This window comes from Mesorhizobium sp. M0047, from assembly GCF_040323315.1.
Lineage (GTDB): Bacteria > Pseudomonadota > Alphaproteobacteria > Rhizobiales > Rhizobiaceae > Mesorhizobium.
In genome coordinates this window covers 1-15033 of the sequence record NZ_JAMYUW010000005.1, presented here as the reverse complement: position 1 = coordinate 15033, position 15033 = coordinate 1, and the positions used below count along the sequence as shown (strand labels likewise).

16 protein-coding genes and 1 pseudogene are annotated in these 15033 nt (G+C 59.6%); 6 read left to right on the top strand and 11 right to left on the bottom strand.

The window, feature by feature from the left end; all coding sequences use genetic code 11:
• Positions 1 to 93: 93 nt before the first annotated feature.
• The 6 genes and pseudogenes from NKJ89_RS06100 to NKJ89_RS06075 form a co-directional block, all read right to left on the bottom strand.
• The gene (locus NKJ89_RS06100; protein WP_352600816.1) at positions 94 to 525 is read right to left on the bottom strand and encodes a hypothetical protein; all 432 of its coding nucleotides are present in this window, start codon (positions 523 to 525) and stop codon (positions 94 to 96) included.
• Positions 526 to 930: 405 nt separating this feature from the next.
• Positions 931 to 1590 (bottom strand): hypothetical protein, encoded by a 660-nt coding sequence (locus NKJ89_RS06095; protein WP_352600814.1) that lies wholly within the window; start codon positions 1588 to 1590, stop codon positions 931 to 933.
• 378 nt (positions 1591 to 1968) lie between these two features.
• Positions 1969 to 2566, bottom strand: a pseudogene (locus NKJ89_RS06090) (ABC transporter permease); the annotation flags it as partial.
• 134 nt (positions 2567 to 2700) lie between these two features.
• Positions 2701 to 3264, bottom strand: a complete 564-nt coding sequence (locus NKJ89_RS06085; RefSeq protein WP_352600812.1) for a sigma-70 family RNA polymerase sigma factor — start codon at positions 3262 to 3264, stop codon at positions 2701 to 2703.
• A 712-nt stretch (positions 3265 to 3976) separates the two neighbouring features.
• Positions 3977 to 4300: a hypothetical protein gene (locus tag NKJ89_RS06080; RefSeq protein WP_352600810.1), complete on the bottom strand. Its 324-nt coding sequence runs from the start codon at positions 4298 to 4300 to the stop codon at positions 3977 to 3979.
• Positions 4301 to 4455: 155 nt separating this feature from the next.
• Positions 4456 to 4749 (bottom strand): hypothetical protein, encoded by a 294-nt coding sequence (locus tag NKJ89_RS06075; RefSeq protein WP_352600808.1) that lies wholly within the window; start codon positions 4747 to 4749, stop codon positions 4456 to 4458.
• Between the two features lie 126 nt (positions 4750 to 4875).
• Between NKJ89_RS06075 and NKJ89_RS06070 the strand changes: the two genes are divergently transcribed.
• Positions 4876 to 5073: a hypothetical protein gene (locus NKJ89_RS06070; RefSeq protein ID WP_352600806.1), complete on the top strand. Its 198-nt coding sequence runs from the start codon at positions 4876 to 4878 to the stop codon at positions 5071 to 5073.
• A 1647-nt stretch (positions 5074 to 6720) separates the two neighbouring features.
• Here NKJ89_RS06070 and NKJ89_RS06065 read toward each other — a convergent pair.
• The 4 genes from NKJ89_RS06065 to NKJ89_RS06045 form a co-directional block, all read right to left on the bottom strand.
• Entirely contained in the window at positions 6721 to 6921 is a 201-nt protein-coding gene (locus NKJ89_RS06065) for a hypothetical protein (RefSeq protein WP_352600804.1), read from the bottom strand.
• Positions 6902 to 7123, bottom strand: coding sequence for a DUF768 domain-containing protein (locus NKJ89_RS06060; protein WP_352600802.1), 222 nt, complete (start codon positions 7121 to 7123; stop codon positions 6902 to 6904). Before NKJ89_RS06060 ends, NKJ89_RS06065 begins: the two co-directional genes overlap by 20 nt.
• A gap of 621 nt (positions 7124 to 7744) precedes the next feature.
• Positions 7745 to 8056: a hypothetical protein gene (locus tag NKJ89_RS06055; RefSeq protein ID WP_352600800.1), complete on the bottom strand. Its 312-nt coding sequence runs from the start codon at positions 8054 to 8056 to the stop codon at positions 7745 to 7747.
• A 1324-nt stretch (positions 8057 to 9380) separates the two neighbouring features.
• Positions 9381 to 9584 carry a hypothetical protein gene (locus NKJ89_RS06045; protein WP_352600798.1) on the bottom strand — a complete coding sequence of 68 codons (204 nt, stop codon included), beginning with the start codon at positions 9582 to 9584 and terminating at the stop codon, positions 9381 to 9383.
• Positions 9585 to 9798: 214 nt separating this feature from the next.
• On the opposite strand from NKJ89_RS06045, the gene NKJ89_RS06040 reads away from it, so the two are divergent.
• The 5 genes from NKJ89_RS06040 (at position 9799) to NKJ89_RS06020 (ending at position 14445) form a co-directional block, all read left to right on the top strand.
• Positions 9799 to 10539, top strand: a complete 741-nt coding sequence (locus tag NKJ89_RS06040; RefSeq protein ID WP_352487523.1) for an ATP-binding cassette domain-containing protein — start codon at positions 9799 to 9801, stop codon at positions 10537 to 10539.
• Positions 10540 to 10594: 55 nt separating this feature from the next.
• Entirely contained in the window at positions 10595 to 11656 is a 1062-nt protein-coding gene (locus tag NKJ89_RS06035; RefSeq protein WP_352600795.1) for an ABC transporter permease, read from the top strand.
• Between the two features lie 55 nt (positions 11657 to 11711).
• Positions 11712 to 12716, top strand: a complete 1005-nt coding sequence (locus NKJ89_RS06030) for a sugar-binding protein (protein ID WP_352600792.1) — start codon at positions 11712 to 11714, stop codon at positions 12714 to 12716.
• A gap of 93 nt (positions 12717 to 12809) precedes the next feature.
• Positions 12810 to 13559, top strand: coding sequence for a glucose 1-dehydrogenase (locus NKJ89_RS06025; protein ID WP_023762761.1), 750 nt, complete (start codon positions 12810 to 12812; stop codon positions 13557 to 13559).
• A 622-nt stretch (positions 13560 to 14181) separates the two neighbouring features.
• Positions 14182 to 14445, top strand: a complete 264-nt coding sequence (locus tag NKJ89_RS06020) for a hypothetical protein (RefSeq protein WP_352600790.1) — start codon at positions 14182 to 14184, stop codon at positions 14443 to 14445.
• Positions 14446 to 14503: 58 nt separating this feature from the next.
• Here NKJ89_RS06020 and NKJ89_RS06015 read toward each other — a convergent pair.
• On the bottom strand, positions 14504 to 15033 hold a 530-nt coding region (locus NKJ89_RS06015), incomplete at its 5' end, for a PIG-L deacetylase family protein (RefSeq protein WP_352600788.1).

The following is a 15033-nucleotide window of genomic DNA, read 5'->3' as shown; positions in this document are numbered from 1 at the left end:
GCGAGGCTGCTGAAAGTTTGTCGCAAAGCACGCAGGATGAAGGAATGCCGCTCTCCGAGATAACCTCCGATGGTTGTCGCAGTCTTATCGACCTCAGTGCCACATTCTCTGTCTGAGCCAATTAAGAAATCTGTTGCCACCGATTGTCCGGCGGACTCTTGCAGCAGCCCATTGCCCTGTCATCATAGTCCCGACATGACAACTACAGACCACGTCGTGCAATTGCCAGTCGGTCAGTTCGAAGAAGCGCTTTGCTTCCCCATAGGTGTCATCTTTCAGGCCCAACGCACGCAGTACTGAATCCTCGAAAGCCACTGTAATTGGCGAGCCTTCACAGCGTACTGCCTCGCGGTCTTTCCGCTTCAGACGTTCGGTGCCGATCAGCGCTCTCAGGCGGCGCTCCGGATGTTCTGCAAGCAGCTCTGCCCAGCGCTCGATGCGCTGTTGCCGGGTCATGATCGGGTAGGTCGACAAGGGTTCCACTTCTGCGATTGTCTGCAATTGATTTAAGGTTTGATGTTTCATGGTCGTCTCCTGTGGATTGAAGATCCCCTCCCAACAAAAATTATCGCGCCCCGACTCGCTGACAAGCCCGGCAGGCGATTTCTCGACAGATAATCGGGATTGCCAGATTATGCCCGACAATGTGCTGTGAACCGCAACCGGTTCGCAGAGGCGAGGCCGTGGTAAAGCCGATCGTCGAAACCGTGGAAGGGCTTGACCGAAAATGAAAGCCCGTCACTGAGCACGCAGTTGGTCACAGAGAAGGGAGTCCGCCGCTTTTGGGCTTCGGCCAGATTGCAGGACAGGCCGCTTAGGGCGCCGGGGGCATTCAGCCGCAAGGTAAACGGCCGACGCAGGTGCCGGTGAGCATTGCCGCGTCAGCCGCTACGGCATTCTTGTTGAGGATGCAAGAAGCCGTAGCAAAGCTTAGCACCTGCTAAAATGGTAGGCAACGAAGTGCCCGCGCTCCGCCACGGTCCACTTGGCGAAGGCGTCATAGGCATCGAAGTGCTTGACGGTTCGACCCGGCGCGATGGTCAAGGTCAGCGTGTCGATCTGGATGACATCGCCGGGCTTTTCGAAGCAAACGTCCTTCGGCTTGCGGATGGCGTGTGGCCTGGTCTTTGGGGGCGATTTGCGGCCGGCCTTGCGGATAAGTTCGGGCACCGGCGTCACCCGGCCACGCTCGACCAGCTTCTTCAGGATGCGGCCGACAGTACCGTTGGAGACGGCAAAGCCGGCCTTACGCAACACAGGACCGAGCTTGTCCTTGCCCCAGAAAGGAAAGTCCAGCCTGAGCCGCTCGACCTCGGCGCGCAAGGTCGGGCTCCAGCCGTTGGCGCGAACCCGGTGCGGACGCCGGCTCTTCGGCTCGGGTGCGCTTTCCCAGCGATAGAGGGTCGAACGCGGCACGCCGACCGCCCGCGCTGCCTGCCCGGCATCCAGCCCGTCCCGCATCGCGCGCCGCCATCGCGCCACCGCGTCGCGTCTTCTTTCTGCTTCGATTGTTGGGGGCTTCGCGCCGAGAAGCCGCGACGCCCGGCCGGCGTTGCCTATAATATGACCGGGCAGGCCAAAAACCCGCATGGGGTTCTCCTATGATTCGAGCTTCGCAACCCGAGTTACGGAGAACCCCTCCTCAACTGCAAGAATCTCATACTGTCTGAGCGCGGTCATGAAGCTGCGGCGGCTGAGTGGGCCCGTCGCTCGGCCGAAGCACCTTGGACGCGGGGAAGTCGACGTGGCCGAGCAAGCTCGACCCATAAAGCATGCCGGCATTGCCATTCTCCCCAAATGACGCGACGTGGTTCGGTCGTTTGACCTGTCAATTTACGAATTTGCCGAGGTCGTTGGAGCGATCACGTCAGGCTCAGACGCTCGCGGCAACAAGCGCCCGGCTAACCTCGGTTCCGTCGTCACCTTGGTCGCCGGCCGGCATCATTGCCGACCGGCCGTGCGCACGCATCAGGTGGCCCGGCTCTCGGTCGAATGCGGGCTCCACTGGATCAGACGGGCCTCGGCGATGTCGAGGATGCGGTCGATGATCAGCACAAAAATCGCGAGAATCATAATGCCGGCGAAGACGCCGACCGCATCGAAATTGCCTTCCGCCTGGGCAATCAGACAGCCAAGGCCGGCAGAGGCGCCAAGATATTCGCCGATGATCGCGCCGACCTCCGCGAAGCCGACCGAGGTGCGCAGCAACGATAGGATCCAGCTGGCCGCGGCCGGGAAGTAGACGTGGGTCAGCAGGCTTCAGCGCTTGGCGCCGAGGATCCGCGCGTTCGCCAGCACCACCGGGTTGACTTCCCCCACGCCCTGCATGGCGTTGAAGAAGGTGATGAAGAACACCAGCGTCAGCGATAGCGCCACCTTCGACCACAGCCCGAGGCCGAACCAGAGCACGAAGATAGGAGCGAGCACCGCGCGGCGATGGCGTTCAGCGCCTTTATGAACGGGTCGAGGATGCACGGCTAAGCCCTAGCCAGACGCCGGCCGCCACGCCGAGGGTGGTACCAATCACGTATCCGAGCACCGTCTCTGTGAGCGTGATCGACACGTGCCCTGGTCGGAGAGGACAGCTGAGTTGTTCTTCTGGAACTTTCCCCCGCCCCCAATATCGAGACGCGGGTATGCTTCGCCCTGCACGCAGGCCAAATGCAGCGCGCTCGTGGAAAGGCTGGCGCAACGTTTCAACTAGAAGCGTCTATCCGCTTCGATGTGGCGTTGACCGTCCGATAGCTGATTTCGCCTCTCCATCAATGTCTGCAGCGAACTCTCTCCAAGAAATTCGAGAGCGTTCGCGCGAGCGCGGTTAAGCCGGCTTTTCACCGTGCCCACCGCGCAGCCGCATATCTCGGCTGTCTCCTCATAACTGACGCCCAGAACGCCTATCAGCATCAAGACTTCGCGTTGGTGTTCAGGCAGCCTCTGGATGGCGCCCTGAACCTCCTTGCTTTGTATGGTCCATTCCTGCGTCGCTTCCGAAACCGGCCTCGAGGAAGCGCAGTCAAGCAGGCCAGGCGCTTCCCTGGCCGCGAACTTGACGTGGGTGTAGTAGGTGTTGCGCATGATCGTGAAGAGCCAGGACTTCATGCGCGTGCCGGGCTCGAACTTGTCCATGTTCGCGAGACCCTTCGTCAGCGTCTCCTGCACCAGGTCGTCGGCATCGTCGGGAATGCGGCAGAAGGTCCGCGCGAAAGCTCGCAGGGCGGGAATCAGGTCAACAATGCAAACTTCACCGGTTTTCTGGTCGGCCAAATCGCAGCCTCCGGATTACAACGATCCAGCTCCCAGACGAAAGAGTGTTTGAACGACCTAGCTAAATGCATGGGAGTTTATATCGTTCCGGGCGTTGATACTCCCACTGGCGGTCACGCTCTCGCAGTCATCCGCGAAACGTCGCTCCGGCTCTGCGGGGCCATTGCCGTGGGGCGATCAAGATCGCGATGCTCCGCAGTACGCCTACCATCGTCATCCACGAGCAAGTCTTTCGCCAACTGTCTTTCAACGCCAAGCAGAACCTAATCAACACCGCTCAACTGCGCGCTATTCGATGACGGCAGTAAGCTCGGCGAGGCTGTTATCGTAATCAACACGGCCAACAAGCACTTGCACGCTGGACGCTCTTCAAGAGCTTGCTCGTTTGTTGAGCGCTGTCCAACTCTGCAGCGCCGCTCTCGCCGCCTCGAGGTTCGCTGGCGCCGTTTGGCACTACAGGTAGCGCCACATCGTCACCATGTGCGCCTGGCCTCTTGATGGCAGCATTCGCGATTGTGGTGCTGGTGCTGCCGGCGAGGCCTAGCGGCACACATGGCCGAAAACGAACGCTCGCTGCCTCGGGGGAGAGCAGCGGGCCTTTGACACACAATACGGCCGAATGGATTCAAATGGGAAGGGCATCCGGCCAGCACAATAAACGTTGGCTCCGGCGTGATTTCCTCGAGCACGCTGACGGGTCGTGCTTCTGTTTTCAGCGATGCTGTTCAACGAAAGTTCTACAGGCGGGTGACAACTGCCCCATCTTGCTTTGAAGATCACATTTGCCAATCGGCGTCGTTGGGCAAACCGATTTGTAATCGCGGTTGCATGCCTTGCCTTGGAAAGATTTGAAAGTTTTTACTTGCCTTGGGCTGGTTCCGCTCGCTGGAACCAGGCCGGAGCCAGTGTCCATCGCGCCATCCTTGCCACCCTTGCCACCCTTGCCGCCTCCTATAGCAGAGGCAATGCCAGAAATGGCGGCGCATGCGACAGTTGCGCCGATCATGGAAAGCAGTGCACGACGTGATGTAGACATTGTCGAAACTCCCCTTTTCTTTCGCGTTAACTAATGTAGCACAGGCGAATATATATTCACATTCGGGGTTCGATCGAAATTCGCCGTCCCGCGCGCCTGGCGCCCACCTATTGGCAGCGCTGGCCCCTAACAGGTGCCGACCTTCGCCAGCGCCTTCACATGCGGCCGAAAGTCGGCTTCGGAACACGCCTGGTGCGTGCTTCGTCTCGGCCTCGATAGTCGGGCACGAAGGTGAAGAACACCGGCCGGCGATCGCGACCATCTGCCTTGCAATCCGAACAGACAAAGCGCCCGACCAGATCCCAGTGCATTGAGCCATGATCCGGGCCGAGCCGATCGATCAGCGCCTGGATGTCGAGCTGGGTCGATTCGCAACACGCGGGATGGCCGCAAGTGATGCGGACCGTTTCGCGGGCGGCCAAGGTGTCGGCGAGGGTCCTCTGGAACATGGCGATCTCCGTTTAAGGGTCGCCGCAACGAAAGGATTATATTCCTCGATGTAACCTGGGTGCCAAGAGGCGCGACTGAATATTAGCAGTCTTTGAATAGGCATCGGCCGCCCCAGAACCGGTTCTATGGCTCGCGGGATCAAGGACGAAGTGGCGATCATGGCGACCTGCGGTGGCGGGTCACGGAGGATTGGGTCAGCGTCTCGATCTCAACCGAACGCCTACAATTTCCGGCATTCGATCATCGACCCAACGACCAAGGTGAAGAAAGGCCAGCCGATCGAGTTGATCGGCGACGTCACCAGGATAGACGAGGATAACTGATGTGAACCTTGGCGGCCCCGTTACAGTCGAGGCGGACACTGTGCGCCTGGTGCAAAGCGCCGTTCCGTCGAAGCGAAGGAAAGCATGGATTGACCGCCCAGATTGCGCAAAACAGCCCGCCTCGGAGCCCTTTTTGCCCCGGTGGGCCCAGACGGGCTGCGGAAGCTCGAAGGGGGCTTCCCGCTTCAAAACTTCAGAAGCGGGAACTTGTTCCGTTAGTCTGCGCTAAAATGCCCGCCATCCCTCGGCAGCTGGCAGTCTCGTCGTGGGAACATGCACTGAATGGGTGCCACACCGAAGCACCTCAGGGCAATAAGTTCCTCCTTCCGATCCAGGCTCTTTTCCATGGACATGATCTTCGATGACCTATCTAAAGCCCTCGGAGCCCCGTGCAGACGTGTGGCGCCCTGTCCGCCCCATTGCCCTCACAAGTTGGTGGCAAGATGCTGACGGGCGTTGCCATCGGCTTGGCGGACAAGCTGTAGCCGGCGGTTAGATCAACCCGGCTCTAAAATCCAGTTACGACCCATGGATTGGTGTCGTGTCCGAGGCGCGGCTTTTCCGGTGTTGCTCCGTCCGGCAATTTGGCGGTTCCAGTCAAACTGCAGTCCAGCTCTGACACTGGCTTCTTGGCCGAATGTTGTTTAGAGCACAGAGCGGCAGCGTCACCGACAACCACCTTCTTCTCCTTGGCAGCAGCGATAGCACTCGAAAGCGATTTCGATTGCCGCGCAAACACAACTACTCTCATTCGAATTCCCCACGGATAGGCATCCCCAAGATGCCGACGTTACGCGACAAGCGAATATATTGCATTCGTCGTTGGCAGGAGTTGCACCCTCGATCTCGCCGGCAAGCTCTTCCTAGACCATCACCAAGTCGGCATGTGGTGCAAGAACGCCCGCCGCCCCATTCACGGCAGCGACGGGCCGCCCCAGGATCAAGGGACTTGCAGGAGCGTTGGGCACCTGCCGTCAAGGGAACTACCAGGATCGCCTAAATGTTCCGGAGCTGGCCAGTAGATGATCAAACCGGCCATGACGCTATCGAAAGTCGGCTTCCAGCCAAGTTGCGCTCACTACGAATTGCACGATTTGTACCCAGCCTTGGATAGCGAGATAACCGCAAGGGTCATCCTTGCAGCGAAGTGATTGAAGCTGCGGCGAATGGTTCGTCCACGTGGTCGAAGAAGATCAGGAACTAACCCGATCATTCGAACTGGAATCGTACGCCCTCGCCTTCGGATAGCCTGCATTCTAGATAAGTTTGCCCGGATGTAGGGCTGTCCGACCAGCGCATGACACCGGCGGGCTAGTTCATCACAGACAGCTCGTCGGTTCGTCGACGGTCTGTCGGCTGCCTTCATCGCCTCGTCTGCAAGGTCGCTGATGGCCACGAGATCGTCGGTTCTGCCATCCATTTGTCTAGAAAGTTGACCCTGCGCGTGCTCATCGAAAGATGGCCCACCAGATCGCGAACGCACCCGGTGCAAGCAACAAGGCAGCGGCCAGTAGCAATACGCCCTTGCGGTACTGCCATCTCGGCGGCGGGGTTGGCATCAGTCGCTCGGGATTTCGTCCTGCGTCCATGGTGAACCAATCTGCCCGGCGATATTAAGTTCCGCTTCGTGCTGTTTGGCTGCTCCTCTCAGCGTAAGCCCTGCATGATGAATTCGTACATCTTGCCAATTTCTTCATCGATCTCTTGGGCGGGAATTCCTTGGCTCTGCGCCGCCTGCTTCGCGTCCACGGCCATGTCGATCACCAGGAGCACTGGGTCGACGATAGGATCGTTCGGTAAATGATCAGAGATCCAATGATAAAGAAAATCATTGCCGCGCTTGCTCATGTTCCCTGAACTCTTGCACCGACGCATGCCGAAGCCTGTGCTCGCCGCGTAGCGTCGTGAGGTCACGCCTAATCCCGAGGAAGCGGGCATCAGCAATCAGCTTGTGTGTCAACTCGTCGACAGAGATGACGCACGTCTGGATCTTCTCCGGGATGTTGTTCGCGATCCACCGATCAAGGAAGTTGATGCCGCGCGTAGTCATGCTTTGCCCCGCACCACGTACGAAAACGTTCGCTTCTGACCGCCTGTCTCGGTGACGCGAATCCAATTCTCCTCATTGCGCCTCAGCGTCACTGGCCGGCCTGAATGCTTCTCGGCCACTTTGAACGGTAAGATGTCCATGGCTAGGAAGGACGACACCACTACAAAACTGACAATGATCTCAACTCGATATTCCTGCACTCGTCCGCACCCAAGCCGGCCTCTTCGTCATTTAATTAGCTGGCGCTGAAATAGTTCCGCAACCCGGAAAACGAGGTCTCCTGAAACAAAGCGCTCATAAACATATTGAGCACTGCCGCAGCGAGTGCTCTGCCTCAATCGACGCCTTTGACACCAAGAGGCAGCTCCAGAGCAGTCGACCTCGGTTGGGCTGGCTCGCGGCGCTTCCGAAGCAGCAGGGCCGATTATGCGATTGGTGTGAGGCATGGCCGAGCGATCACAAAATGATCGCTGCCATGAGCCGGCAAAAAGTCTCTTTAGCTAAAAGTTCGGAGATTCGCCAAATTGGCCGAAAATCCGTCGGAAAGCTCGCTACAACCTAATCCAGACCCGCGACTAGGCACATACTCGAGCCGCTTCGGACATAATATCTCGATTCCTTTCATTGGCGAAGCGGCGGGGACTTTCTGCAGCCCGCAGCAGTTTCTTTCATCTGGTCAGGGGCGGCGCCCTTGGCGTCGAGTGTCGCCTGACCAGTGGGCTGTGCGGTGCCGGTCTGCTGGTCGGCGGCACAATCTTTTACCGCATTCGGTTTCGATGTGCCGCCCGTTATGGTGGGGTCAAGCTTCATGCCGCCGGCCGCACCATAATTCGTCCTGATACCGTGTTTGTGTTGAACGGGCGTGGCGGCTTGTGCCAACGACGGGCCAGCCGACAAAGCGATTACAATTGATGCGAATATAAACCGTTGCATGATACTTCTCCCGGTTTGAGCGCTGTCGCTCCGTTGACGGCAGCAGCGGGTCGTCCCTAAGGGAATCGCGAGGCTTGCAGAGCTTTGGTGACCCCTGCCGCCAAGGTAACTATTAGCTAAATCTAATGTTCCATTGCCTCGCCAGACGGGCCTTACCGCTTCTTCACCTTCGGTGTGATCTGCTCGACCCGCACCTTGGCACCGATCTCCTTTGGCATGGCCAGCGCCTTGGCCTTGCCCTGGTGGTCCGACGACGTGGGTTGTGACCGTCATCCCATCGCAGCGCAATTGAAGCCCGCGCCTCTGTGGGAGAGCGCGGGCCGCTCAGGAGGAACAACGATCTTCAGCAGGCGATGGAGGTACCTGCCGCATGCATCAAACCTTTAGGGACGGCTAATGTTCCATCAAAACTGAGTGAAAAATCGACTTCCAATCGAGGTTGTCGCTCCAGAGAAACGAAGGAGTTTGCCATCATGGACTGGAACCGCGTCGAAGGATTGGAAGCAGGTTAATGGCAAGGTCAAGGGTGGGGACCTCCACCGCATCGCCGGCAAGCGCGATCAGCTCAGGATGAAACGAGAGGCAAAGGTTCCAACCCAATATTCGAGCAGTGGCCGCCTTCCCCCAAAGGCGTGAAGCGCGCGCCGCGGCTTTGTGCTGCACTCGGCAAAACACGCATGCCTATCGGCCGGTTGCCGCAGCTTTGCTCGCCGCGAGCTTTGACCCTTGGCGGGGGCTAGAGTACTCATGGGCGCAATTGGCTTCCTATTGGACCACGTCGCTGTTCAGACTGCCCATGCGGATCAACCAGCCTGCGCCAGCATGCGCTCAAAGACGCTGAATAAAGTTCCGTTCCCGGTTGCCTCCCTTCCGAATAGCCGCGAGTGACCGGGCCAGATCTCCGGAAATGCCAGCGGCTACCACGGCAAGTGTTTTGTCCGGCCCCGCGTGTTGGGTCGCGCGCAAGTTGCTGTCGATTGCTAGATCGAAGAGGGCTCGATCGCACAATCGCCGCTCTCGATCGAGAAAGAACCGGATCGCCCATAGCTGTCGGGATTTCAGAGGCGTTTCGTTCCAACCTCTTGCCCGCGTTCCACGTCCGGCGATCGGGAGCGGTCGGGTCATAGCGTCAATGTCCCATTTTCTGCTTCGGCCATGATTGGCCATGGAGGAACGCCCAGGTACTGACTCGGGTGGGATGGGGCCGAAGGCGGACTGGTGCTTCGAGGGGGCGCGGCTGCGATTTCGCTTGATTGTGCTGGCTTTCTTTGCCGAGAGACACCAGAGTTAGCTCGCGCCCGCACTAGATCGTCGCCATCGCCTCCTAGCCGCGCAACCGGGACCTCCAGCGTTGCCGCCGGTGACGCCTGCCAGCAGCAGCCTGCTTCCTGAAGCGCCGGATCGCAACGGATGGGCATTGCACCACTTCTTCGGCGGCCGCCCGCAATTCTTCCAACACAACGTTTAAGTCTTCGACCAGGATGTCGGTCTCCGGGCCGATCCGCAGATTGACAGCCAGGTTCTGCATCGGTCTCGGATAACGCGAACCCGGCTTACATTCCGCCAAATGAGGGTGTAACCAAGCCGATCCTGGGATATCGCCGCATCGAGATCGTGCAGCAGAGGGAGATTGCCATCTGATGCGCCGATCTAATAATCATTGTGTTGAATGCGTTTCGCTGATTAGCTGACTTGCATAACACCGGGACAAAATTGGCAAATGTTGTCCGGGGAGGACCGCGATGCCGGTGCTTGAGGTTCGTCACGTTTCCAAGAATTTTGGGGCCATCCAAGCCCTGACGGACGTCAGCTTCCAGGTGGAGCGGGGTGAAGTCGTGGGTCTGATGGGGGACAACGGCGCCGGCAAGTCAACGATAGTCAAGACAGTCGCCGGGAATTTTCCGCCGAACGACGGCGAAATTGTCGTGGACGGCGAGATTTGTCACTTCCATAAACCCGTTCAGGCCCGTGCCAAGGGAATTGAAGTCGTCTACCAGGACCTGGCGCTGGCGGATAATCTGACAGCCGCGCAAAATGTCTTTCTTGGCCGCGAGATGAAGAAGGGCTTCTGGCCGATTAGGGTGCTCGACAAGCAGGCGATGATCGACCGCTCGGCAGCGCTGTTCAGGGAACTCAAATCGGAAACCCGGCCGCGCGACCTGGTCAGGAAGATGTCGGGTGGGCAGCGCCAGGCGGTCGCCATCGCGCGGACCCGGCTTTCAAACGCCAAGCTGGTGTTGATGGACGAACCGACCGCCGCCATCTCTGTACGCCAGGTGGCAGAGGTGCTCGAATTGATCCGGCGCCTCAAAGCGCAAGGTGTCGGCGTCATGTTGATCAGCCACCGCATGCCTGACGTTTTCGCCGTTGCAGATCGTATCATTGTGCTCAGGCGAGGCTCGAAGGTTGCCGACAAGGATGCCGGCAATACGTCGCCCGAGGAAATCACCGGATTGATAACGGGGGCCATCCGTGGCGAATAGTGCTCGCGAATCCGTTAGTGTTAGGGAGTCGGCCCCGGAAACCAGCCGACCGGCCATGTCGGACTTTGTCCCGACCAAGGAAAAGACGGCGCTTCAACATGTATTTTCAAGTCAGCCGTTCTGGGTGACGATCGCGCTCATTGCCCTCGTCACCTTGATGACGATGATGGAGCCGAGCTTCGGCACCTCCGAAAACGCTGCCAATGTCACGCGCAACTTCGCACCTTTCGGCATCATGGCGCTCGGCATGACGGTGGTTATCATCACCGGCGGCATCGATCTGTCGGTCGGCTCGATCATGGGCCTGGTGGTCATCGTCGCCGGCCTGTTCCTGACCTGGCACTATCCCTGGTACATTGCATTCGCCGTCGGCCTTTTCTCCGGTATGGCGTGCGGCGCGGTCAACGGCTTCTTCGTCGCCTATATCGGAATGCCGTCCTTTGTGGTCACCCTCGGCATGCTGTCCGCGGCGCGTTCGCTGGCGGTCGTATTCTCCGCCAACCAGATGCTCTACCAATTCGGGCCCGATGCTCCGATCGTAAAGGGGATCGGTCAGGCAAGATGGCCGCTGCATGGGCCGCAGGATTGGGCGCCGCACTGGATACCAGAATTGTCATCACAGTTCTGGACCATGGTGATTCTGGCCATGATCGTCGGTTTCGTCTTCAATTTCACTGCCTGGGCCCGACATCTCTTCGCCATCGGCGGCAATGAGGAGGCGGCGCGGCTCACCGGCGTCCCGGTCGACTGGATCAAATTCGAGGCCTATGTCTTCTCGGCCTTCACCGCTTCGGTCGCCTCACTCCTGCTCCTCGGCTACAACGGCTCGGCCATCAATGCCATGGGCCAGGGCTACGAGTTGCGCGTGATCGCTGCGACGGTCATCGGGGGAGCCAGCCTTATGGGCGGAGCCGGCACGGCCTTCGGGGCGATCATCGGTTCGGCGTTCCTCGAAGTGATCAGGAATGCGCTGCTGATGGCCGGCATCGATTCAAATTGGCAAGGCGCCTTCGTCGGCGCCTTCATCGTTCTCGCGGTTCTTTTGGGCATGCAAACCGGCGGCAAATCGATTCTCGCCGCTTGGCTGGCAGTCTTGATGCCCAAAAAAGGCCGCTAGAAAACCCCGCCGGCGGGAGGCCTACGGGGCATTCCAGCTAGGAGGAGACGTCAAAATGAAAAAAAGTCTACTGATGGCGGCCGTGGCGCTTGGCGCAACGGTGCTCGCCGTTTCCGGCGCCCAGGCGAAATATACCTTCGCCCTGGTACCGAAGAACATGAACAATCCTTTCTTCGACCAAGCACGCGACGGCTGCAAGAAGGCCGAAGCCGAATCGAAGGGCGCCTTGGAATGCATGTATATCGGCCCCGGCGAGCATGGCGGCGGCGACGAGCAGGTGCAGATCGTGCAGGATCTCGTGGCCAAGAAGGTGGATGGTATTGCCGTCTCGCCATCGAACGCCGCGGCGATGGCGGTTGCGCTGCAGGCCGCCAAGGAAGCCGGCATCCCGGTCCTCACCTGGGACTCCGACCTGCTACCCGAGAACAAGGAGCTTCGCGTCGCCTATATCGGCACTCACAATTATGAGATCGGCGTGAACCTTGCCAAGCTTGCCATGCAGGTCAAGCCCAAAGGCGGCACGATCTGCATCCAATCGGGCGGCGCAGCGGCGGCTAACCATAATGAACGCATGCAGGGTATTCGCGATACGCTTTCGGGCACCAAATCGGCGGCCTCGCCCGGGGACCGGCTGACAGGCCAGAATGGCTGGACCGAAATCGAAGGCTGTCCGCTCTACACCAACGATGATTTTCCGCTTTCGGTGCAGCAGTTTGAGGACATCATGGCGAAAAATCCGAACCTCGACGCATTCATCCCAACGGGTGGCTTCCCGCAGTTCATTCCTGATGCCAACCGCGCCGCAGTCGCACCGTACAAGGACAAGATTGCCTCGAAAGCGCTGGCCCTTGTCGTCGCCGACACGCTTCCCGTCCAGATCGACCAGATGAAGGAAGGGCTCTCGCTCGGCCAGGTCGGCCAACGGCCGTTCGAAATGGGCTACAAGACGATGATGGCGCTGAAGGACATGAAGGACGGCAAGGCGCCCCCGTCCGACCCGACCTACACGGGCCTCGACGTCTGCACGCCGCAGACGGCCGATACCTGCGTCGCCAAATAGTGCTTTTGGGCGGGAGGAAACTCCCGCCCTTTCCTTGGAGCGAGATGCGGTTAGACTGCAGCATTGTCATCTTGTCTTGCTCCAGGGCTTTCAATGTCGGAAATGTTCTCGCTCAAGGGCCGGGTCGCATTGGTGACGGGTGCTTCGCGTGGCCTCGGCTTTGCTATGGCCAAGGCGCTTGCGGAAAACGGCGCAACAGTAATTGTCAATGCGCGCGACATGGACACCCTCTGCGCGGCGGCGGAAAAAATCGGGGCCGAAGCCTTGCCGTTCGATGTTGCGGACGCGGCGACCTCAAGGGCGGCGCTTGAGGGGATCGTCGAACGCCACGGCCGCCTCGATATCCTGGTCAACAACGCCGGCATCCAGCATCGCAGTCCGCTGGTCGAATGGGAGGACGAGGACTTCGACCGCGTGATTGCGGTCAACCTTTCGGCCTGCTTCCGGATGATGCGCGAGGCGGTGCGCCTGATGCTGCCGAACAAATTCGGGCGCATTATAAACACTGGATCGGTCGCAGCGATCCTTGGCCGCCCCACCATTCACGCCTATGTGGCGGCAAAGGCGGGGTTGCATGGACTGACACGCTCGACTGCCGCCGAGATGGGCCGTCACGGCATCACCATCAACGCGATTGCCCCCGGCTATTTCGCCACCGAGCTCAACACCGCGCTCATCAACGACGAGGCCTTCACCAAATGGGTCGAGGCACGAACCCCTGCTGGCCGCTGGGCTCAACCTGAGGAACTCGGTGGAGCTGTGGTGTTTCTCGCGTCCAACGCTGCCGCCTACGTCAACGGACATGTTTTGGCGGTCGACGGGGGTCTATCGGTCTCCCTCTGACCTGCGAATTGCGACAATGGTAGCCAGGTGACAAACGATTGAATCATTGAGAAAGCATTGGCCTGGACACACCCTAACCTAGATGCGGTGGCCAGCTATGCCTTATGTGCGCCGCTTTCCAGACGATCTACGGGGAGCGATGATTCTGTCCCGGTCCCCGGCATTACGGGCTGGGAAAAATCGACCAAGGCTTCTGGCACATCGGGTTCATTCGGACACCGGACCACCTTGCAGAAAAGCTGGTGGATGGACGCCAGTCCGCCTTCCTGGGTGGTGCTACGATCAAGGACAATTCAGTCCGGCGGAGCCGGCTTATTACGTGAAAGCCTATGGCGCACCGCAGATACATGCTGCGTTCGAAACTCTACCGGACGTCCCCCAAAAGACGGAGACTGGAACACCGCCCAGACCGCGCCGAATTCCACGCCTCTCGTGGTCGCTGTGGGCGAGAAGTCATTCTTCGCCGCCCATCAGCAAACCTTCGTGGATGGCTACCGGGCGAAGGGCATGACGCACATCGAGACTGCAGTGATCCCGGACGCCAGCCCTTGCGTTGTGGCCGACAATCTAGGCGGCGTGGCCGACGTTGTCGCTCGGTACGCCGCGCGATAAGGAGAAGATTATGAGTGACATTGCGTATGAAAATCCGGGGGCCCTCGCAATCGTCGATCGGAGCACTTTCCAGGCCGAAGTGGACGCGCTGCGGGTTCGAGAGAAGGCCCATACGCGCGAGACAGCGGACATCAGAGCGCTGTTGTGGGGCCACCTTTCGGGAGTGGTCGTGATCTGTGAGGTTGCCGGTTCTGCATTGGGATCGGAGATCGGCTTGTGTCTGGACTTGACAATACGGTTGACCCGGAGCGGCAGCCTCGGCCTTTCGAGGTGATCAACGGTGCCGGCGGTCGGGGTCAGTGGTCGGTGGATGACTAGTCCCGTCGCGCCGGTCAGTCGACTTGTTTGGTGCTCACCATGACCTTCCGGATCGGCGGCGCCGGCGGCAGCAGTTCGCGGATGTCGGCGAACGGGAAAATAGGTTCGAAGCGGAACGCCTCGGCCAATGAACCTGGCGCGCCGTTGCACTGGCCTGAGCGAAAAAGGTTCTGCGTTCGCGCGCCGTCGACGAAGCGCTCGGGATCCTGCGACTGATGCTTGCGGATCGCCTTGGCCTTGATGTCGGCATGCGCGGAAATGTCGACATAATGCGTCGGCGAAAAACCGGTGCCGCCCATCGTGTCGGCATGCAGCACCGGGACTGTGAACGAGGCCGCGATGCGCATGCCGTCGGAAAGCGCGCGATGGTCGGCGTGATAGTCGTTGGGCGCATGCGTGATCGCCAGATCCGGCCCGGTCTCGCCGATCAGCATTTTCAGCGCACCGATCAACGCCGCATCGGCCACCAGGTCGCCGTCGGGAAAGTCGAGGAAGCGCAGCGTCGCCCCGAGCAGCGCGGCCGCGGCCGTCGCTTCTGCACGAC

Bases quoted from the DNA above. Each gene is read 5' to 3' on its own strand.
- NKJ89_RS06100 (WP_352600816.1), bottom strand. From the start codon at position 525: ATGAAACATCAAACCTTAAATCAATTGCAGACAATCGCAGAAGTGGAA.
- NKJ89_RS06095 (WP_352600814.1), bottom strand. From the start codon at position 1,590: ATGCGGGTTTTTGGCCTGCCCGGTCATATTATAGGCAACGCCGGCCGG.
- NKJ89_RS06080 (WP_352600810.1), bottom strand. From the start codon at position 4,300: ATGTCTACATCACGTCGTGCACTGCTTTCCATGATCGGCGCAACTGTC.
- NKJ89_RS06075 (WP_352600808.1), bottom strand. From the start codon at position 4,749: ATGTTCCAGAGGACCCTCGCCGACACCTTGGCCGCCCGCGAAACGGTC.
- NKJ89_RS06070 (WP_352600806.1), top strand. From the start codon at position 4,876: ATGGCTCGCGGGATCAAGGACGAAGTGGCGATCATGGCGACCTGCGGT.
- NKJ89_RS06065 (WP_352600804.1), bottom strand. From the start codon at position 6,921: ATGAGCAAGCGCGGCAATGATTTTCTTTATCATTGGATCTCTGATCAT.
- NKJ89_RS06060 (WP_352600802.1), bottom strand. From the start codon at position 7,123: ATGACTACGCGCGGCATCAACTTCCTTGATCGGTGGATCGCGAACAAC.
- NKJ89_RS06055 (WP_352600800.1), bottom strand. From the start codon at position 8,056: ATGCAACGGTTTATATTCGCATCAATTGTAATCGCTTTGTCGGCTGGC.
- NKJ89_RS06045 (WP_352600798.1), bottom strand. From the start codon at position 9,584: ATGCAGAACCTGGCTGTCAATCTGCGGATCGGCCCGGAGACCGACATC.
- NKJ89_RS06040 (WP_352487523.1), top strand. From the start codon at position 9,799: ATGCCGGTGCTTGAGGTTCGTCACGTTTCCAAGAATTTTGGGGCCATC.
- NKJ89_RS06035 (WP_352600795.1), top strand. From the start codon at position 10,595: ATGTCGGACTTTGTCCCGACCAAGGAAAAGACGGCGCTTCAACATGTA.
- NKJ89_RS06030 (WP_352600792.1), top strand. From the start codon at position 11,712: ATGAAAAAAAGTCTACTGATGGCGGCCGTGGCGCTTGGCGCAACGGTG.
- NKJ89_RS06025 (WP_023762761.1), top strand. From the start codon at position 12,810: ATGTCGGAAATGTTCTCGCTCAAGGGCCGGGTCGCATTGGTGACGGGT.
- NKJ89_RS06020 (WP_352600790.1), top strand. From the start codon at position 14,182: ATGAGTGACATTGCGTATGAAAATCCGGGGGCCCTCGCAATCGTCGAT.